Origin of the sequence: Mycobacteroides chelonae CCUG 47445 (assembly GCF_001632805.1) — a bacterium.
In the GTDB taxonomy this organism is placed as follows: domain Bacteria; phylum Actinomycetota; class Actinomycetes; order Mycobacteriales; family Mycobacteriaceae; genus Mycobacterium; species Mycobacterium chelonae.
Genome location: NZ_CP007220.1, coordinates 4,577,728 through 4,595,177, shown reverse-complemented (window position 1 = coordinate 4,595,177; position 17,450 = coordinate 4,577,728). Strand labels below are relative to the sequence as shown.

The following is a 17,450-nucleotide window of genomic DNA, read 5'->3' as shown; positions in this document are numbered from 1 at the left end:
CGCGGCGCTGCCGGGAGCCGCGCGATGTCAGCTCCGGTTGCCGTAATCGGGACGGTTGAGGATTGCCGTCGACGGATCGATGCCGGTCACGACGGGCTTCTTGTCCTGTTCAACCGACAGCGTCAGACCGAACACGGCCGCAGCGCCCAGCAGCAGCCCGATCAGCACGCTCGCGGCGGCTGGCACCACAAATCTGGTCATCGGAGCTCCTCTGGGTCATGCAGATACCAGCGGCCAAAGTAGCACGTCCGAAGATGGTGACGATTCTCCGGCGGACCACGCGGCGGGCCTGCGGATACTCGATCGGGGCGAGTAAGGAACATGGATAACCGTGAATAGACCGGCATGGCGGGCGGCTACCTGTGGACCCCGACGCCCACTCGTGCGGAATAATGGCCGCCCATGACCGGTCCATACAACTACGGACCGGCGCCGGACTACGACGCGGAGTTCGCCGCCGCGCACAACCCGGCGCTACCGCAGGATCAACTGCTGCGGCTGTGGCATACGCGCCCCGATCTGCGCGAGGCCTTGGCGCAGCTGCCCGCGTGCCCACCAGCCCTGGCCGCGCAGGTGCAGTTCTCCGATCCGTGGCGTGATCCCAATGCGCGATCGCATCGCGGGATCATCATGGCCTTCGCGATGCTCGCGGGTCTGCTTGTGATCGTCGGCCTCGGCTACGTCGGATACATGGCGGTGCGTGGGGATGGAACCACCCAGCAGCCGACGCACGGAATGCTGCCGCCGAATGACCCGAAGGTGACGAGCAGCGCTGCGGCGCCGGTCTCCACGGCGCCACCTGCTGCGCCCTCGAGTGCCCTTAAGCCGGTGGATGTGTCCACCAACTGCGTCCAGGCCGAGGACGGCACCGACAGCAACGGGGTGAAATACGTCTACGACCCCGCCAAGGCGTTCGATAACGACCCACTCACCGCGTGGCGGTGCCAGTGGAAGGAACAAGACGGGCAGTCGATCACGGCCAAGTTCGATCATCCGACGCTCATCACCTCGGTGGGTTTGATCCCCGGATACGCCAAGACCGATATCGACGGGTCCGACCGCTTCGCCCAGAACCGCAAGATCACCCGGGTGCGTTGGGAATTCAGCGATGGCAGCTCGGTCAAGCAGCAGGTTCCGGTGAGTCGTGCGCTGGCGAGTATCAAGGTGAATGTGGTGACTGATTCGGTGACCATGGTCATCGAGGCCACCGAACCCGGGGTGTCGATCGTGAACAAGAGCGGCCAGCGGCAGGACGCCTTCAACGGTCTGGTGTCGGTGAGCGAGATCGAGATCATGGGTACCCAGCCCCCGGCGGCCCCCGCCCCGGCACCTGCTCCGGCACCGGCGCCCCTTGCGCCACCGCGTAGCTCGAATGCCGTTCCCGGCGTCCCCGCGACTACGGCTCCGGCGGGCCCGCCGCCGTCGGCGCCGGCCGCTCCCGCGCAGCCGTAGCGCGTCGTACCCAAAACTGGCAGGGTTCTTCACCGTTCATTGCCAGGAATTGCGGTTACGTTGGATCCATGGCCGAGCTCAACCGCAGAACAGTGCTTACCACCGGGGCAGTCGCGGCGGGTGCCGCCGCCGTGGGCTTCGGGGGGTATGAACTGCTCCGCAAGCCGGGGCGTACTGATTCGCCGGCGGCAAGCGGGAACAAGCCGAACATCTTGGTGATCATCGTGGACCAGATGAGGGCCCCGCAGTGGTTCCCCGATATCCAGAAACTCACCAACCTCTTGCCGAGTCTTAGCCGATTGCAAAGGGAAAGCGTTACTTTCGCCTCGCACTACACCGCGTCGAACATGTGCACCCCATCGCGAGGAGCCATGACGACGGGGCTGTATTCGCACCAGACCGGCTGCCTGTTCACCGGCGAAGGGCCCAGTGAATCGAGCCTGGCTCCGCAGTTCCCCACCTGGGGCACCATGCTGCGACAGCAGGGGTACCGCACCTGGTGGTGGGGGAAGTGGCACCTCGGAGACTGGAGCGATACCAATCCCGAAGGTCTTGACGCACACGGTTTCTCGGGTGGAACATTCCCCTCGCCCAATGGGGCTCCCAACCAGGGTTTGCAGAAGGACCCAGGGATCGTCGACCAGTTCGCCGGGTGGTTCGACGCGGAAGCGGGCAAGGGGCCCTGGTGCACCACGGTGTCGCTGGTCAATCCGCACGACATCTGCTGGTGGCCGAGAAAACCTCTTCCAGAAGATGTTCCGCACTGGTTCAATAATGTCCCCGCCAATTTTCAGACGCCCGATGAGCTGCGTCAGCATCGCAAGCCGCAGCTGCAGATCGATTACGCCAATTTCATGTCGCCGATCATGACCGGCGCCGTGCCTTATTCAGGCCCAGACATGGCCCGCCAATGGGCCCGCTGCCTGGACATGTACCTGTGGCTGCAACAGCAGGTGGACGCTCAGATCGGGCGGGTTCTCGACAAGCTGGCATCGCGTCCGGACGTCGACCGCAACACGGTGGTCGTCTTCACCTCCGATCACGGCGAGTACGGGGGCTCACACGGGTTGCGCGGCAAGGGGGCTACCGCCTACGAGGAGTCAATTAGGGTTCCCCTGTACATCCGCGATCCACACGGGGTGCTCACCCCAAAGCCGGGGGACACGCGCACGCAGCTGACCTCCAGCGTCGACCTGGCTCCACTGCTGCTGACCATCGGCTCCGGTGGCAACGGGTGGCGTACCGATCCGCGTTTCTCGTACCTGGCTGCCCGCGCTGATATCGCCAGTATCGCCAAAAACAATGTGGCAGGACGCAAGTGGATTGCACACGTCACCGATGACATGTCGGTAGAAGAGATGACCACGCTGATGAAATCTCCACACACACAGAAGTTGATGGGCGAGATCGCGGCACCCAGTGAGATTCCCACCTCGGCGCCCAGCCACATCGTGGCGGTCCGCACCGCGGAAGCCAAGCTGGCCAACTACTCGTATTGGAAGCCAGGCGGCATGCAGGTCGATAGTACGCGGCCGTCGGATCGCGAATTCTATGATTATTCAACGCTTTCCGGGGAGCAAGAAATCGAGAACCAAGCAGGCCGCGGCGGTAAAGAGGCCGGGCTGCAAGGCATCATCGACAACGAGGTGCTGCCCGAGGTGCAGGCCCCGTTGCCGACCTTCCTGGGGCAGGCACAGGAGCAGGGCCTGGCGGATATGCAGAAGCTGATGGTGCTGCGCGGCGGATAGCAGCCGCCGCGCGTTATTTGGGCGGCAGCGAGCCGGCGTAGACCAGGGCGCGCTTGACCCACGGCTCCAGCTGCCGCCGGGTGCGCACACCCTCTGCCTCGATGCTCAGCCAGCCGGCCATCTCGCGCCCGCCCATCACCATCCGGCTGACGTGAGTCCTGGTCACCAGAGCCTCGGTCTCCGTGGGATCGCAGCGCGCCAAGAGGCCACCTTCGCGTTTCGCGGCTACGGTCATATGTCCGTCCACCAGAAACGCCAGGCCGCCGAACATCCGTTTCTCGGTGACACCCTTGGTCGTGGCGATCACTTCACGGATGCGCTCCACCAGGTCCTCGTCGTAGGCCATGGGCCCATTGTGGCGCGCTGTCGATTTCCGCGCGGTCCGTTCGTTTGTATCAACTTCTCCCAAAAGGGTTCTGATTGAAGCGTTCGTAATGGGCGTCCTCGTCATCAAGTGAGGGACGATGCTGTGGGTGTTGTTGTGCCGGCTGGACAGGGGGTGGCTTCGTCGGCATGTCAAGGCCTGGTGCACGAGATTGCGGCGCTGATGGCTGCCGGGTGAACATTTCGCGGGTTTGGGGGTTAATTGCCTCCGCTGCCTGCTGAAGCTCAACACGTGTCGCGATAAGGCCCTCGAAGAACTGATGGGCGGCATCAGACGCCCTGTACGCGGCCGCCTGGGCGGTCTCGGCGATCAGCGCCCCGAGTCGTCCACGATCCATGCGTGCTGTCGCTTGGTGAAGCTGGATGCCAAGGACCATCCCGCTTGCGTTCACTCGGACGCGGACCATGCGGTCCATGGATTCGGCCTCGGCCTCTATCGCGTCGACTCTGCTTATCTGCGATTCCAGCTCCGCAACTTGGGCGCGCACACGCTCTGCGATTTCTTTGAGGTGATCGGGCCCGTCAGTCATTGGGTAGTCGTTCCATGGCGCGTCGGGCTGCCTTTCGAACCAAAGAATCCGGGTCGTGCACGAGGGGCTCGATGAGATGGCGAACGCCTGGCGCCTTCGCCTGAACGAGTGCTTTGATTGCGAATCCGCGTGCCGGCCCGTTCAGGTATCTGATGAGCAATTGATGGGAGTCGTGCGTTTTCACTTTTCCTAGATATTGAATGACCGGAATGATTGGTGTACCCGCTGGCAGGTCGGGAATGAGCGCAACGATCTTTGAGAATTCTTTTGGTCCGCAGATTAATTTGAGACCTCCGAGAGCCCAATCGATCTGCCGCAATGGTAGGGGCGGCTGATGTTGGACCTGGCTGATAAGAAGGTCAATTGCTTGCTGATTTCCGCGTGCTGCAGGGTCGATTAGGTTGCGAATTAACCCAGATCGGATAATCGAGCGGTGTCCATGGTCTAGTTCCGGCCCGGGTATACGTTCTTCCAAATGAGATAGCCAGTCTATGAAGACAGGAATGGCCTCGGGAATCGTTGCGGGACCGTTCGCGAGCGCATCTAGCGTGTAAGCGCGCACGCCAACCTCTGCAAGGTCGTGCATGATGCGTTTATCAAACCCACGCTCTCCGTGAACATACTGGGGGGGAATATTGTCCATCCAGTCGTCGCCCTGCGGAATGCCGATGTAATTAGAAGTATGCATCATCAAGTTCCTTCCTGACGACTTGAATCTGCCCGTTGTTCACCATCTCTTGGATCTTCGGGTCATTGATCGCGGTGCGATGGTCAACGACAAGGGTCATCGTGTAGCCGTTCTGTCGCGCCCACTCGGCTTCCGCGAGAATCTGTACGCGATCAGGCCTGATCTCGTTGGTGTTCTTAACCTCTATGACCTGCCGGTTTACGTCATCAATCCGATCAGGTACGACCTCGCGTGCCACGGGCCCGGAGCCCGTGTCGACGATGACTCGCACCTCTCGCTTGCGGCCTCTGGGATCGATTCCTGCTCGCCGCTCCCCTTCATCACCAGCGGCCTCGTTCTCTTCCTTCGTGCGATTACGAATGGGGTCCGTTTGCCTGGGAATTCTGTCCAGGAGATTTGACAGAAACTTGGCGTCCGTTGTCGCCAGATTGTTGATGCCCTCGTTAGATTCGGCTGCTTGGTCTACCTTTTGGTTGATTGACTCCATGAGTTTGTCATTGGCTTTAGCGTATTCCCTTTTGTTGAATTCAATTAGTCGGTCAATACCTTTTCGTATTCGATCGCCAAAAGGAAGTCTTCGCGCCAGTACCTTGTCCACTTCATAAGATAGGATAATGTAATGCAGTATCGTAAGGGATTGCTGACCTAATTTCTTCATCTCGGCGGCTTTTGAACCTACGGCTTCGCAGGCTACGCCCAGGTCGGAAGCGACCTCCCCTTTGAGTGCGCCACATACGTTGGCGATTTCAGTGACCATTTCATTGATCTCTGGATAGCCTTTTTGTCGATCATCAGTGAAGATCGTCGTGCAGGCATTCCAAAGGTCGGTTGCTTGCTTCTGGCTGTCGGTGCCGAAGGAACTAAAGGCAGACCCCGCCGCACGAATTCGACTCTCGTCGCAATCAGCCCATTCCTTTTTTACATAGTCGGCAATGAGAGACCAATGGTCTGGTTTGGAGTTGTTTCCGCCGACGGACAGCTGGCTGGGGTGCATGGCGTGGTTGATCTTGCTCCCCGAGGGCGGCGGCGGAGTACGTTCTTGAGGGCCCGTTGGACTCGACTCGTTCTCCGCTCTGGCCTCGTTGAGCCCCGCTTCATGTACCAACTTCGCGAGGACCGTCGCTGCCATCACCCCAAGGGAGCCGACTTCGAACACGTCAGACGCGGATTGGTCATAGCTGGAGCTCCAGCGGGGTCCACCGGTTGCGTAGCCGCCCGCTGATCGAGAGACATTCAGCTTTTGGTCAAGTGCGGTGAAGCGAGCTTCGAAGGAAGTGGCCGCCTCTGAAAGTTTGGCGGCGACGGAGTAGAACCATTCTGGATCGGCCTTTGTCATGGTTACGCCCCCGGGAACATTTCGCGGTTCTTCGTCCTCGCATCGAGGTAGTTGCCGTGCGTGATCTTGATTCTGTCGCGCAGTGCCCCAAGTGATTCAAGATGCTGTGCGAATTTGGTTCGCCACTCAGCGCTTGCTTCCATGAACTTTTCTGCGCCTTGTCCCTCGTACTGAGACAGGACGCCCTCCGCCGTACGCTCGACATTTTTCGCCTGATCGGTGAGCGATTCTATTTGCTTGGTCAGGAAATCGATGTGTTCTTGCATCGCGTCTAAGTCATACGAACGTTCAGCCATATCAACCTCGCTAGCTATCCGTTGAGGCGATGGCCTGCGTGGTCAGCTGTTCCTGATCAGAGTGCAGCTTCGCGGTTTTCAACAACAACTCAGCATGCTCCGACAGCTTGTCCAGGTGGGATGTGAATGTCTTGCGAAGATCGTCCCATGCCGTTGCCGCATCGTTTGCAGCCGAGCCAGTCCATACGCCCTGAAGTGTTTGAGCCCGCCGATGGATTTCGGCAACAGCCGTCTCGATCGTGCGATGATGCTGGCGCAGCTCGCGTGACCCTTGTTCGAGCGCGGTTGTCGACACACGCAGTCGTTGGTCTGCCATGAATCCCCTCCCTGCCCAACCCGCCAACAGCTCAAAGGATGTCCAATGGAATGGAGATCGACAGCATCGCCGCAAGCACAAGACGATGTGGACAAGCTGTTTGGCGATGCTATCAAGTTCGTCGCGGTAGAGCTTGCGCATGCCGATGACTTCGCACCGTTCATGATGGTCATTGGACTGGCTGGTGATGTATCGGTACGACGGTCGGCGATAGCTGCAATGCCGCAGGATGAGACGGGGATCATTGATGGCCTGGAACTGCCCAGCGACAGGCAGCAGCTGCGAGCGCGGGCGGCTGTGCTAGACGTGACTGCCTCGGTTCCTGTGGCAGGAGATGCCATCAAGATCAAACTTGAGCATTCCGAGGGAATCGCTATCGACATGCTTGTGCCTTATCGAATCGATTCGGAGGGTGCGACGATTGACGTGCAAGCTGCGAATGCGGCGCGCGCCGAACTGTTGTTGTGGGCCCCGGATGTTCGTGGGGACGGCTAGCGCACAAGTCATCTATGGGCTGATCTGGAAACCCTGGAACATGACGTCAATGTCGGCGCTGAATAAAGGTACATCGCTAAGCTTCATCTGATTGCGCAGCTGTACGGGGTAATAGTTATCGCCGAAGTGATAGGTCACGTTGAGGTAGTCATACTGTTGACCTCGTTCTTCAACGGTGCCGATCAGCCGGGTGGCCTTTGTGCCGCAGATCTCGAGGGTCTCATCGTGAGTGATCTTTACCGGCCCGACGATATTGGTAAAGCTATTCAGCTGCTCCTGTGCCTGCTCGTAGCTAGAGGCAGGGTCCAGGGACATCAGCATGGTGAGGCTCCTGCTGATTCCGATCGTTTTAACCACCGCAAGCTTGTTATCTGTGCGTGCTGTCGCGGCCGGTTCCCAACCGGGCAGCTTGGGGATGGAAACGGTGAACGGCGCCTTGGGCGTACTTGTCCGCGTATAGGTCTCGCCCGTCACCGCCTGTGCTTGGCATGAATAGGACGTCGGATGTTCCGCGGTGGGTGTGCCGGACTCTGGCTGCGAACACCCGGCGAGTATGAGCGCACCAGAAGTCATGGCACGGAGGATGTTCCGACGGACGTCGTTGTGCATGCGCCGACTCTACGGTCCGATCTGCAGGTTTCGGAAAATCACCTCGACATCGGTCCCGAATAGAGGAACATCGTCTGCGCCCATCTGATTGCGGAGTTGGATTGGATAGAAGACCCCGTTGGCCGGGTACGTGAGGTTCAGATAGTCGAACCGCAGGCCTCGATTTTCGGCAGTGCCGGCGAGTCGTGATGCTTCTAAGCTACAAACATTCACCGTTTCTTCTTGAACGATCGACACTGACGGGTCGAACATAGTCAACTTGCTCAGTTGCGCGGAAGCTTTGTCGCGATCCGGCTCCGGCCGCAGAATTGACAGCGCAACATAACTCTGGGTTGTCCCGATCGTTTTCGTAAGGGCGAGTTGGTTTTCCCTCAATGCAGTCGGAGCTGACCGCCAGCCTGGGAGTTCGGGGATAGAGACGGATAACGGCTGACCATTTGGGCGGAATTGGGTGTAGGCCCGTCCTGTTACGGATCGTGCCTGGCAGGAATACGTGGCGGTGGCTGCTGAGGTTGGTGTGCCTGCAACCTGATCCGTGCATGCCGCGAGCACGAGTGAACCAGCGACGCTCGCATACGTCGCGTATAGCCGCATACTGCCTCTCACAAATCGACTGTACGGGCGCGCGCTGTCGATTTCCGCGGGGTCCGTTCGTGGTGTCTGTAGGACCCACGACACCGGAGAGGCACCATTGACCCGTGGCGCACGACGAGATCGGCCGCATCTTCCGCGAGGAGTACGGCCGCACCGTGGCAACCCTGATCCGCTACTTCGGCAGCATCGATATCGCCGAGGACGCCGTACAGGAAGCGTTCGAGGTGGCCATCGCGAAATGGCCACGGGACGGTATTCCTCCCAATCCGGGTGCGTGGATCACCACCACGGCCCGGAACCGCGGCGTCGACAAATTACGGCGCGACCAGCGGCGCGACGAGTTATCCAGAGAGGCAAGCGTTCTCGAGGAGGAGCAGCCGGAACCGCAGGAGGTGGGTCCGGTGCAGGATGATCGCCTGCGGCTCATCTTCACGTGCTGTCATCCGGCGCTGTCCCCGGAGGCGCAGGTCGCGCTTACCCTGCGGCTGCTCGGCGGACTCACCACTCCCGAAATCGCCCACGCGTATCTGGTGTCCGAATCGACCATGGCCGCGCGCATCACGCGTGCCAAGAAGAAGATCGCGTCGGCGGGTATCCCGTACCGGGTGCCGGGGGACCACGATCTACCGGATCGGCTGTCGTCGGTGCTGGCTGCGCTCTATCTCGTCTACAACGAGGGTTATGCGGCTTCTTCGGGCGCCACGCTCACCCGCACGGACCTCTCCGCCGAGGCGATCAGACTGGCGCGGGTGCTGGCAGATCTCATGCCCGATGAGCCCGAGGTGCTGGGACTGCTGGCCTTGGTGTTGCTTACCGAGGCGCGCCGTCCTGCCCGTACGGATGCCGGCGGGGCGCTGGTATTGCTCGCTGATCAGGACCGCGCTCGGTGGAATCGCGGGATGATCGACGAAGGGCATCAGCTGGTGCGACGTTGCCTCAGACGTAACGCTCCCGGGCCATATCAGATTCAGGCCGCGATCAATGCCGTCCATGACGATGCGCGCTCGGCGGCGCATACCGACTGGGGGCAGATTGTTGCGCTGTATGACCAGCTGACGGTGTTCACCCCCACCAGCGTGGTCGCTCTTAATCGCGCGGTGGCCATTGGTGAGTGCGACGGCCCTCGGGCCGGGCTGGATGCCATCGACCCGTTACGGGAGGACCTGGACGGTTACTACCCACTGCATGCCGCGCGGGCCGATCTGCTCGCCCGGCTCGGCCGGAATCAGGAAGCCGCTGCGGCCTACCGAAAAGCATTGGTATCCACGGACAATGAGGTGTTCCGCGGGTACCTCGGCGACCGGCTGGCCCGGCTGGACACCGGCGCATGACACGATGGCCTCATGAGAATGCGTGCAGGGACAGTACTGACCGGTCTCGTTGTGGTGGCGCTGTCCGCCTGCGGCGGCAACACCTCGGAGCCGTCCAAGGAACCCTCGCCGTCGTCCTCGGGGAAGGCCCCAGTCACCGCAGCGCCCGCCGCTGACCTGGCCTGCCTGAGCACCCGTGACAGGTTGGCGCAGCTGCTCATGGTGGGCGTCAAGGACGCCGACGATGCCCGTGCGCTGGTGCGCGACCACCACGTCGGCGGCATCTTCGTCGGCAGCTGGACCAAGAAGGAGATGCTGACCGACGGCTCCCTGCACGACGTCGTCACCGCCGGACCGATCCCGGCGGCGGTGAGCGTCGATGAGGAGGGCGGGCGGGTGTCTCGCCTCAAAGACCTCATCGGTCCGTCCCCGTCCGCGCGGGAACTGGCCGCCACGCAGACGCCAGAGCAGGTGCAGGCCCTCAGCCAGGAGCGCGGTCAGAAGATGAAGGACCTCGGTATCACCATCGACTTCGCGCCCGATGCAGACGTGACCGACGGCGATCCGGACGGCGCCATCGGCGATCGCTCGTACAGCGGCGACCCGCAGAAGGTCGCCGAATATGCCGAGGCAGCGGTGCGGGGATATCAGGCCAGTGGCGTGCGTGCGGTGGTGAAGCACTTCCCGGGCCATGGCCACGCATCGGGTGACTCGCACACCAATGGCGTGGTAACCCCACCGCTGGAGCAGCTGAAGGACAACGATTTGGTGCCGTATCGCTCGCTGGTAACCAGCGGTGCCGCCGTGATGATCGGCCACATGCAGGTCCCCGGACTGACTGGCGACGACCCATCCAGCCTGAGCCCCGCCGCAGTCGACTTGTTGCGCAAGGGAACCGGCTACGGGGCACCCGCCTATGACGGAGTGATCTTCACCGATGACCTGTCATCGATGGCCGCGATCACCGACCGTTTCCCGATCGAGGAGGCGGTGCTCAAGTCGATCAAGGCCGGAGTCGACTGGGCGCTGTGGGTGAGCACCGAGAAGGTTGGCTCAGTCCTGGACCGCCTCGAATCGGCGTACAACGCAGGCGAACTGAACGGTGACGCGATCAACGCCTCGGTGCGTCGGGTGCTGGCCTTCAAGGGCGTCCCCGCTTGCGGCTAACGTCCCAGCGTCACGGGTAGACGGCGCAGTCCGTGAATACCCATACCGTCGAAGTACTCCGGCTCACCGGCCAGCGCGAGCTCTGGAAAGCGTTCGAAGAGCGATTGCAGCGCGATATGCAGCTCGACCCGTGCCAGCACCTGGCCCAGGCACACGTGAATCCCGGTGCCCAGCGTGATGTTTTCGCGCGCGTTGGGCCGGGTGATGTCGAAGACGTCCGGGTTCTCGAACACGGCAGGGTCGCGATTAGCTCCGCCGAGAAGTAGCAGCGCCGACTGGCCTGCCTCGATGGTGTGTCCCTCGATCTCGACCGTCTCGGTGGCGACGCGGGCCGACCACTGGTTCGAGGTGTCGTAGCGCATGAGTTCTTCGACGGCGTTGGGCCACAGGGTCGGGTCGGCACGTAGCGCCGCCAGCTGGTCGGGGTGGCGCAGCAGCACGAGGATCGCCTTGCCCATCAGATGCGTGGTGGTGACGAATCCCGCGCCCAGGAACACCGCGAAGAACATCTTGAGCTCGAAATGGCTCAGGTCGCTGTTGAGAAGTCCTGTGGCCAGCTCACTTTCGGTGCCTTCGCGGCGTAGACGGGCGACGTGCTTCTCGAGGTATTCGTCGATCTCCCGTAAAGCCGCTGTGCCGTCTTGATATTGGCGCCAGGACGGGGCGGTGGTCGCGATCAGCTGGATCGCACGATTCATCGCGGTGTAGAGCAGCGAGTAATCCTGCGGCGGCACGGCGATCATCTCGCCGATCACGGCGATGGGGATCTTCGCGGTGAAATCGGGGATCAGGTCCGGGTGCGGACGCTGTTTCAGCGCGTCCAGATGACCGTTCGTCACCTCCTGGATACGTCCGCGCAGGGCCTCGATGGCGCGCGGGGTAAACGGGGCAGCGACGAGACGCCGCAGCCGCCCGTGGTCGGGTGGGTCGGTGATCAGAATGGATGGCGGTTCGGCGGGATTGAGCAGCTGCGGGTCGCTCCAGGCCGCCAACCGCTGAATGATCGGTGAGGAGGACCGGTGTTCGGGTTTGAAGGTGACGAACCGGTTGTCGCGGAAGATCGTTCGGACGATCCGCGCGTCCGCGGTGATCCAGCCATCGCCTGCCTGCGACATCCTGCCGCGGCCACGGATCTTGTCGATGATTCCGTAGATGCCCGCAGCCTGGGCGGTGTCGATTCCCAGCTGTGCGACGGGTTCACCGCGGCGGGCAAGCACTTTGAGGTACGCACGGGCCATTCCGTGCGTCACCGCCCAATGGGTGCGCTGTTTGATCCGGTCGTGCATCCGTCCGATCCCCGTGTCGGCTCGCTCGATGCCGAACGGACATCGCGCAGCTTCGAGATTAACTGCTGGCTCGCACCCGGGCACGGCCGAGGTTCACTGGCAGGCTTCCGAAGCCATGCAGATTGACATGCTTGCCGGGGGTGGGATCGGCTGCTAGCGCGAGCTCGGGGAAGCGTTCGAACAACGACTGCAGCGCCACCACACCCTCCATCCGTGCCAGGCTCGCGCCCAGGCAGACATGGACACCACTGCCGAATGCGACGTGTTCGCGTGCGTTGGCGCGGCTCACGTCGAAGACGTCGGGTTCATCGAAAACAGCGGGGTCGCGGTTGGCTCCGCCGAGAAGTAGCACCGCCATCGAGCCGGCAGGCAGTGTGTGGCCGTCGAATTCGACGGTTTCGGTGGCCACCCGGCCAGTGACCTGCACGGGGGAGTCGTAACGCAGGATCTCCTCGACGGCGTTCGGCCAGCCTTCCGGATTCTCCTGCAGGTAGGCCAGCTGTTCGGAGTGACGCAGCAGGGCCACGATGCCATTCCCGATGAGGTTGACCGTCGTTTCGAATCCGGCACCGAGCAGCAGTGCCATGGTGGCCTTGAGTTCGCGGTCGTCCAGATCGCCGTCACGCACGATGCTCGCCAGGATGCCGTCGAGGGTGGGGTCCTGCGCAAGCTCGCGGCGCAGCCGGACCAGGTGAGCGTCGAAGTAGCGGTCGATCTCGATGAGCGCCTGGGTGGCATCGCGATACGCAGACCAAGTCATGCCGATGTCCAGCAGCGCCGCGCCGTGATTGCCCCATTCCAGGAGGAACGGAGCGTCTTCGCGTGGAACACCGAGCATCTCGGCGATGATCGCCACCGGTAATTGCGAGGCATAGTCGTCGAGCAGGTCGGCTCGCTCCTTGCGTTCCAGGTTGTCGAGCAGCTCCAGCGTCACTTCACGGACGCGGTCCTCCAGCCTGCTCACCGCGCGTGGTGTGAAGGCCCTCGACACCAGCTTGCGGAACCGGGTGTGTTCGGGTGGGTCGACGGCCAGCATGGCGGGCGGCTCTACCGGGTTGGGCAGACCGGGCTCGGTCCTGTTGAAGATCCAACGGCTGAGCCCCTGGGGGAGCACCGGGGAGGGAATGTTGTTGGGCGCCATGGTGATGAATCGGTGGTCCCGCAGGATCTCGCGTGTCTGCGCCAGACCGGTGAAGACGAGGCCGGTGGCCCGGGCCGGAGCGATGGGGCCGACGGACCGGATCTGTTCGATGTACCGGTAATGGTTGTCGGCTCGATCCGGGCTGAGGAACAACGCCGCCAAGGGCATTTTGCGCACCTGGGTGAGTAGTCCGACGCGGCTGATGCCGTGCATGGTCACCCACCGCGACCAGTACTTGACCAGATCCCTGGATCGCATGCTTGCCTCCGACGCTGGATGCTATTTGTCACGAGTCTAATAGTGACCGGGCGGGAAGGGAATGCCCGAAAAGGCCGCATTCCGCGCGAAGAGGCGACGGGCAACAGCGCAGGTTCGACCCGGCGCGGTCGCACCCGTCACATCGCTACGCCGGGGTGTCAAAGCACACAGTGAACAATGTGCTTTCAGGCCTTTTTAGACGCGGCGTCCTATTGGGACTTCGAGTACCGTTTGCCACTGGTACGTCACGTACCATCTACGTTCGGTCGGGACCGTAGCAAAGCGTGATGGCTATTCGTTGCTGCTTGTTGTTGTCCGGCTGTCGTAGTTACGGCTACGCGGAGGTTGCGATGAGTGCGCTGGTGTCAGGGTTGCGTGTTGAGGAGTACCTGGACGAGACGGGCGCAATCTCCTTACCGGATGGCTATACCGTCAACCATTATTTGGAGTGTGCCGTCGATGGCGAGCACGACACATTTGCCTACCGCTACGTCGATTTCAGCAGTGACCCGGACGGCGCTCCGTCCGACCTGAACTGGCCCCAACTGCGGGCGCGTTCGCGTGCGGTCGCGGCGAGGCTTCAGCAGGTGACCAAGCCCGGGGATCGGGTCGCGATCTTGGCGCCGCAGGGCCTCGATTACGTCATCGGCTTCTTCGCCGCCATCGAGGCCGGGACCATCGCGGTGCCCCTTTTCGCCCCGGAACTGCCGGGTCACGCCGAGCGGCTCGATGCGGTGCTCACCGATGCCCAACCGACGGTGGTGCTCACCAATGAGGCGGCCGCCGAATCCGTCAGCGGTTTCGTCCGGCGACTGCCGCGCGATCGTCGGCCCCGAGTCTTGGCCGTCGACGGCGTGCCCGACTCGGTGGGCGCGACATATATGAGGGTGACGCCGGATACCGATGACATCGCCTATCTGCAGTACACATCGGGTTCGACGCGAGTGCCCGCCGGCGTCGAGATCACCCATCGCGCGGTGATGACCAACGTGCTGCAGATGGTCATTTCCGTTGGCCTGGATGTGGATGTCCGAGGAGCGAGCTGGCTGCCGCTGTACCACGATATGGGCCTGCTCATGCTCATGTTCCCGCTGTGCGGGGGGCGGATGACGCTCATGTCGCCGATGTCTTTCGTGCGCCGGCCCGGCCGCTGGATCAAGGAACTCGCGGCCGCGTCTCACGTGGGCCGCACCTTTGGCGCCGCCCCCAACTTCGCCTTCGAGCTGGCCGCCGAGCGCGGACTGCCGAAGGATGGCGAAGCCCTGGATCTGAGCAAGGTGGCGGGTCTGATCAACGGTTCCGAGCCGGTCAGCATCGCGTCGATCCGTAAGTTCAATGAGGCCTTCGGTCCCCATGGATTACCGGCCAACGCCATCAAGCCGTCTTATGGTATGGCCGAGGCGACGCTCTTCGTCTCCTCGATCGCCCCCGAAGCCGAGCCATCCGTCATCTATGTGGATCGCGAACAGCTGGGTGCCGGATACGCGGTGCGGGTGGATGCCGCCCATGAGAAGGCGGTGCCACAGGTGTCCTGTGGTCAGATCGCCCGCAGTCAATGGGCGGTGATTGCCGACCCGGCTGCCGGGGCGGAGCTGCCGGACGGACAGGTGGGCGAGATCTGGTTGCACGGCAACAACATTGGTCGCGGATACTGGGGCCGGCCGGAGGAGACGGATTTCTCTTTCCGCAACACGCTGCGGGCGCGCCTGGGAGAGGGCAGCCATGCCACCGGAGCCGAACCGGCCGCTGCCTGGTTCCGTACGGGCGATCTCGGCGTCTACCTCGATGGTGAGCTGTACATCACCGGTCGGGTCAAGGATCTGGTGATCGTCGACGGCCGTAACCACTACCCGCACGACATCGAGGCCACCGTCGAGGATGCCTCTCCGGTGGTGCGGCGCGGATTCGTGGCGGCCTTCTCGGTGCCCACCAACGAACTGCCCGTGGGCGTCGAGGCGGGTGACGGTGCCGGAGAGAGGTTGGTCATCGTCGCCGAACGCGCCGCGGGAGCCGGCCGGGCAGAACCGGGCCCCATTGTTGAGGCGATCCGGGCCGCTGTCTCTCGTCGGCACGCCCTGCCCATCGCCGATGTCCAGCTGGTTCAGGCCGGTGCGATCCCGCGCACCAGCAGTGGAAAGATCGCGCGCCGAGCCTGCCGCCAGGAGTACCTGGACAACAAGCTCGGGACGCACGGCTCGTAGTTCGGCTGCCCGCAGCGAGATCCTCCGCAATTTCTTTTCGACTTATGCGATGAGGTGTCGATTTCGGGCAGGTCTATTCGTAGTGAGGTTGAAGGGAAGCCGACCGGGCGTCCCCATCGCCAGAAGCGGATAGAAAGGACGACCATGAAGCAGTACTTACTCTCGGTCCACAGCTACGCGGAGAACGCGGCCGACTGGAGTGATGAGGATGTGCAGCGGCTGTACGCCCAGACCGGCGCGCTCAACGAGAGAATGAAAGAGGCTGGCGTCTGGGTGTTCGCGAACGGTCTGACCGAACCATCGGATGCGACCGTGGTCCGCAGTGTGGACGGAAAGGTCACCACCACGGACGGCCCCTACCTGGAGACCAAGGAACACCTCGGTGGTTTCTGGATCATCAACGCGCCCGACCTCGACGCGGCGCTGAAGTGGGCTGCGGAGGGGTCGGCGGCATGCGAGGAGCCCGTCGAGGTGCGCCCCTTCCAGGACGAGGAGGCCTGACATGAGCCGCTATCTACTCTCGATTGTTTACCCACCTGATGCGGTGCAGCCCGACGATGCCGCCTTGGAAACCATCGGCGCCGATGTACAGGCCGTCACCCGCCGCATGCAGGAGGCAGGGGTGTGGCTCTTCGCCGCCGGTCTGCAGCCCGCCGCTACCGCGACCATGGTGAGTGCCAACGCCTCTGGGCATACCACCACCGACGGGCCGTACACCGAGACCAAGGAACAGCTCGGCGGCTTCAGCATCATCGAGGTGCCGACCCTGGCCGATGCCCAGCAGTGGGCAGCCGAGGTATCCCGTGCGGTGTGGTGCCCGATCGAGGTTCGTGGCCTGGAGCGGGGTTGCGGCGAGATCGACTGAGACTAGGCCGATGAGGCCGGGCGGTTGCGCTCCAGCACGGCCTCGGCCTCGTCGGCCTGTTGCAGCAGGATCGGGTCGACGGTGTCATCGAGGGCCCGCGCCAATAGTCGCGATGCCAGTGTGACGGTCAATTGTTTTGCCTTCGAAGCATTTTCGGCGATCTTGCCCCAGTCCTCGGACGCATAACCGGACTCGACGAAGGGTTGCCAGACATCGGCCACGTAGGCGCCCAGTAACAGCTGCGCGATCTGGTGTTGCAGCCGGTCGACCTCGCGCAGGGTCTCGGCGATGCGGGACATGGACATGCCCGCGGCGATCAGCAGTTCGATTGCGTCCAGGGTTTCGCAGTCGCGGACCGAGATGGTTTTCGCGTCGACGTCAGACACCAGTCCCAGCTCGGCCAGTGCCAGATCCGCACCGGTGCCGACGCGTGTGATGAGCTCGGCGCGCGGCATCACCACCGGCTCTCCCGTGGCGAATGGGCTGAGGGCTTCGATCACCATCTTGCGCACGCTGTCCTCGGAGCCGCCGCCGGAGTCGATGACCCGGCGAATGACATCGAGCGGAAACCCCTGGGATTTCAAGTTCTTGACGTGATTGATGATCGCGACATGGTCATCGGAGTAGATGCCGACGCGTCCTCGCTTCTCGGGCGGGGGTACCAGCCCGAGTGTCTGCCACTCGCGGATGTTGCGTGCCGTCATGGCCACGCGCTGCGCCAGCTGATCGATAGTCAGGTCCATCAGGGGTAAAGATTACCCCATTGTCCGTTAC

At 62.5% G+C, this 17,450-nt stretch carries 20 protein-coding genes; 8 read left to right on the top strand and 12 right to left on the bottom strand.

Features of this window, described 5'->3' with window-relative positions:
- Nucleotides 1-27 precede the first annotated feature (27 nt).
- The gene (locus BB28_RS24795; RefSeq protein ID WP_005063958.1) at nucleotides 28-201 is read right to left on the bottom strand and encodes a DUF2613 domain-containing protein; all 174 of its coding nucleotides are present in this window, start codon (nucleotides 199-201) and stop codon (nucleotides 28-30) included.
- 201 nt (nucleotides 202-402) lie between these two features.
- Here BB28_RS24795 and BB28_RS22430 point away from each other — a divergent pair, with 201 nt between their 5' ends.
- Both BB28_RS22430 and BB28_RS22425 read left to right on the top strand, forming a co-directional pair.
- A complete protein-coding gene (locus BB28_RS22430; RefSeq protein WP_046255116.1) occupies nucleotides 403-1,452 on the top strand; it encodes an NADase-type glycan-binding domain-containing protein in 1,050 nt (349 codons plus the stop codon).
- Between the two features lie 68 nt (nucleotides 1,453-1,520).
- On the top strand, nucleotides 1,521-3,200 hold the full coding sequence (locus BB28_RS22425) for a sulfatase-like hydrolase/transferase (protein ID WP_046255115.1): 1,680 nt from the start codon (nucleotides 1,521-1,523) through the stop codon (nucleotides 3,198-3,200).
- A gap of 13 nt (nucleotides 3,201-3,213) precedes the next feature.
- Here the strand turns inward: BB28_RS22425 and BB28_RS22420 are convergent, their stop codons facing one another.
- From BB28_RS22420 to BB28_RS22400, 6 genes are read right to left on the bottom strand one after another with little or no spacing between them, the layout of a single operon-like run.
- Nucleotides 3,214-3,546 carry a TfoX/Sxy family protein gene (locus BB28_RS22420; RefSeq protein WP_046255114.1) on the bottom strand — a complete coding sequence of 111 codons (333 nt, stop codon included), beginning with the start codon at nucleotides 3,544-3,546 and terminating at the stop codon, nucleotides 3,214-3,216.
- 49 nt (nucleotides 3,547-3,595) lie between these two features.
- The gene (locus BB28_RS22415; RefSeq protein WP_046255113.1) at nucleotides 3,596-4,114 is read right to left on the bottom strand and encodes a YbaB/EbfC family nucleoid-associated protein; all 519 of its coding nucleotides are present in this window, start codon (nucleotides 4,112-4,114) and stop codon (nucleotides 3,596-3,598) included.
- Nucleotides 4,107-4,757 carry a HEAT repeat domain-containing protein gene (locus BB28_RS24790; RefSeq protein WP_075874174.1) on the bottom strand — a complete coding sequence of 217 codons (651 nt, stop codon included), beginning with the start codon at nucleotides 4,755-4,757 and terminating at the stop codon, nucleotides 4,107-4,109. Before BB28_RS24790 ends, BB28_RS22415 begins: the two co-directional genes overlap by 8 nt.
- Nucleotides 4,758-4,788: 31 nt before the next feature.
- Entirely contained in the window at nucleotides 4,789-6,138 is a 1,350-nt protein-coding gene (locus tag BB28_RS22410) for a putative toxin (RefSeq protein WP_046255112.1), read from the bottom strand.
- 2 nt (nucleotides 6,139-6,140) lie between these two features.
- The gene (locus BB28_RS22405) at nucleotides 6,141-6,434 is read right to left on the bottom strand and encodes a WXG100 family type VII secretion target (RefSeq protein WP_046255111.1); all 294 of its coding nucleotides are present in this window, start codon (nucleotides 6,432-6,434) and stop codon (nucleotides 6,141-6,143) included.
- 10 nt (nucleotides 6,435-6,444) lie between these two features.
- A complete protein-coding gene (locus BB28_RS22400; protein ID WP_046255110.1) occupies nucleotides 6,445-6,750 on the bottom strand; it encodes a WXG100 family type VII secretion target in 306 nt (101 codons plus the stop codon).
- Between the two features lie 45 nt (nucleotides 6,751-6,795).
- On the opposite strand from BB28_RS22400, the gene BB28_RS22395 reads away from it, so the two are divergent.
- On the top strand, nucleotides 6,796-7,245 hold the full coding sequence (locus BB28_RS22395) for a hypothetical protein (RefSeq protein WP_046255109.1): 450 nt from the start codon (nucleotides 6,796-6,798) through the stop codon (nucleotides 7,243-7,245).
- Between the two features lie 12 nt (nucleotides 7,246-7,257).
- On the opposite strand, the gene BB28_RS25600 is transcribed toward BB28_RS22395, so the two are convergent.
- Nucleotides 7,258-7,854 (bottom strand): hypothetical protein, encoded by a 597-nt coding sequence (locus BB28_RS25600; RefSeq protein ID WP_225421960.1) that lies wholly within the window; start codon nucleotides 7,852-7,854, stop codon nucleotides 7,258-7,260.
- Between the two features lie 9 nt (nucleotides 7,855-7,863).
- A complete protein-coding gene (locus BB28_RS22385) occupies nucleotides 7,864-8,106 on the bottom strand; it encodes a hypothetical protein (RefSeq protein ID WP_225421959.1) in 243 nt (80 codons plus the stop codon).
- A 446-nt stretch (nucleotides 8,107-8,552) separates the two neighbouring features.
- Here BB28_RS22385 and BB28_RS22380 point away from each other — a divergent pair, with 446 nt between their 5' ends.
- Nucleotides 8,553-9,779 carry an RNA polymerase sigma factor gene (locus BB28_RS22380; protein ID WP_046255108.1) on the top strand — a complete coding sequence of 409 codons (1,227 nt, stop codon included), beginning with the start codon at nucleotides 8,553-8,555 and terminating at the stop codon, nucleotides 9,777-9,779.
- Nucleotides 9,780-9,797: 18 nt separating this feature from the next.
- Nucleotides 9,798-10,925, top strand: coding sequence for a glycoside hydrolase family 3 N-terminal domain-containing protein (locus BB28_RS22375; protein ID WP_046255107.1), 1,128 nt, complete (start codon nucleotides 9,798-9,800; stop codon nucleotides 10,923-10,925).
- Here the strand turns inward: BB28_RS22375 and BB28_RS22370 are convergent.
- Both BB28_RS22370 and BB28_RS22365 read right to left on the bottom strand, forming a co-directional pair.
- On the bottom strand, nucleotides 10,922-12,211 hold the full coding sequence (locus BB28_RS22370) for a cytochrome P450 (protein ID WP_046255106.1): 1,290 nt from the start codon (nucleotides 12,209-12,211) through the stop codon (nucleotides 10,922-10,924). The genes BB28_RS22375 and BB28_RS22370 overlap by 4 nt on opposite strands.
- 58 nt (nucleotides 12,212-12,269) lie before the next feature.
- On the bottom strand, nucleotides 12,270-13,610 hold the full coding sequence (locus tag BB28_RS22365; RefSeq protein WP_046255105.1) for a cytochrome P450: 1,341 nt from the start codon (nucleotides 13,608-13,610) through the stop codon (nucleotides 12,270-12,272).
- A gap of 350 nt (nucleotides 13,611-13,960) precedes the next feature.
- On the opposite strand from BB28_RS22365, the gene BB28_RS22360 reads away from it, so the two are divergent.
- The 3 genes from BB28_RS22360 to BB28_RS22350 all read left to right on the top strand — a co-directional run bounded on the left by BB28_RS22360 (nucleotide 13,961) and on the right by BB28_RS22350 (nucleotide 16,676).
- On the top strand, nucleotides 13,961-15,811 hold the full coding sequence (locus tag BB28_RS22360; RefSeq protein ID WP_046255104.1) for a fatty acyl-AMP ligase: 1,851 nt from the start codon (nucleotides 13,961-13,963) through the stop codon (nucleotides 15,809-15,811).
- A 144-nt stretch (nucleotides 15,812-15,955) separates the two neighbouring features.
- Nucleotides 15,956-16,312, top strand: a complete 357-nt coding sequence (locus tag BB28_RS22355) for a YciI family protein (protein ID WP_046255103.1) — start codon at nucleotides 15,956-15,958, stop codon at nucleotides 16,310-16,312.
- Between the two features lies 1 nt (nucleotide 16,313).
- Nucleotides 16,314-16,676 (top strand): YciI family protein, encoded by a 363-nt coding sequence (locus tag BB28_RS22350; RefSeq protein WP_046255102.1) that lies wholly within the window; start codon nucleotides 16,314-16,316, stop codon nucleotides 16,674-16,676.
- 2 nt (nucleotides 16,677-16,678) lie between these two features.
- Here BB28_RS22350 and BB28_RS22345 read toward each other — a convergent pair whose 3' ends face one another.
- Nucleotides 16,679-17,419 carry a MerR family transcriptional regulator gene (locus tag BB28_RS22345; protein WP_046255101.1) on the bottom strand — a complete coding sequence of 247 codons (741 nt, stop codon included), beginning with the start codon at nucleotides 17,417-17,419 and terminating at the stop codon, nucleotides 16,679-16,681.
- Nucleotides 17,420-17,450 lie beyond the last annotated feature (31 nt).

Bases quoted from the DNA above. Each gene is read 5' to 3' on its own strand.
- BB28_RS22385 (WP_225421959.1), bottom strand. From the start codon at position 8,106: ATGTTCGACCCGTCAGTGTCGATCGTTCAAGAAGAAACGGTGAATGTT.
- BB28_RS22345 (WP_046255101.1), bottom strand. From the start codon at position 17,419: ATGGACCTGACTATCGATCAGCTGGCGCAGCGCGTGGCCATGACGGCA.
- BB28_RS22415 (WP_046255113.1), bottom strand. From the start codon at position 4,114: ATGACTGACGGGCCCGATCACCTCAAAGAAATCGCAGAGCGTGTGCGC.
- BB28_RS22430 (WP_046255116.1), top strand. From the start codon at position 403: ATGACCGGTCCATACAACTACGGACCGGCGCCGGACTACGACGCGGAG.
- BB28_RS22350 (WP_046255102.1), top strand. From the start codon at position 16,314: ATGAGCCGCTATCTACTCTCGATTGTTTACCCACCTGATGCGGTGCAG.
- BB28_RS22410 (WP_046255112.1), bottom strand. From the start codon at position 6,138: ATGACAAAGGCCGATCCAGAATGGTTCTACTCCGTCGCCGCCAAACTT.
- BB28_RS22365 (WP_046255105.1), bottom strand. From the start codon at position 13,610: ATGCGATCCAGGGATCTGGTCAAGTACTGGTCGCGGTGGGTGACCATG.
- BB28_RS22420 (WP_046255114.1), bottom strand. From the start codon at position 3,546: ATGGCCTACGACGAGGACCTGGTGGAGCGCATCCGTGAAGTGATCGCC.
- BB28_RS22395 (WP_046255109.1), top strand. From the start codon at position 6,796: ATGGAATGGAGATCGACAGCATCGCCGCAAGCACAAGACGATGTGGAC.
- BB28_RS22370 (WP_046255106.1), bottom strand. From the start codon at position 12,211: ATGCACGACCGGATCAAACAGCGCACCCATTGGGCGGTGACGCACGGA.
- BB28_RS24790 (WP_075874174.1), bottom strand. From the start codon at position 4,757: ATGGACAATATTCCCCCCCAGTATGTTCACGGAGAGCGTGGGTTTGAT.
- BB28_RS25600 (WP_225421960.1), bottom strand. From the start codon at position 7,854: ATGCACAACGACGTCCGTCGGAACATCCTCCGTGCCATGACTTCTGGT.
- BB28_RS22360 (WP_046255104.1), top strand. From the start codon at position 13,961: ATGAGTGCGCTGGTGTCAGGGTTGCGTGTTGAGGAGTACCTGGACGAG.
- BB28_RS22425 (WP_046255115.1), top strand. From the start codon at position 1,521: ATGGCCGAGCTCAACCGCAGAACAGTGCTTACCACCGGGGCAGTCGCG.
- BB28_RS24795 (WP_005063958.1), bottom strand. From the start codon at position 201: ATGACCAGATTTGTGGTGCCAGCCGCCGCGAGCGTGCTGATCGGGCTG.
- BB28_RS22400 (WP_046255110.1), bottom strand. From the start codon at position 6,750: ATGGCAGACCAACGACTGCGTGTGTCGACAACCGCGCTCGAACAAGGG.
- BB28_RS22405 (WP_046255111.1), bottom strand. From the start codon at position 6,434: ATGGCTGAACGTTCGTATGACTTAGACGCGATGCAAGAACACATCGAT.
- BB28_RS22355 (WP_046255103.1), top strand. From the start codon at position 15,956: ATGAAGCAGTACTTACTCTCGGTCCACAGCTACGCGGAGAACGCGGCC.
- BB28_RS22375 (WP_046255107.1), top strand. From the start codon at position 9,798: ATGCGTGCAGGGACAGTACTGACCGGTCTCGTTGTGGTGGCGCTGTCC.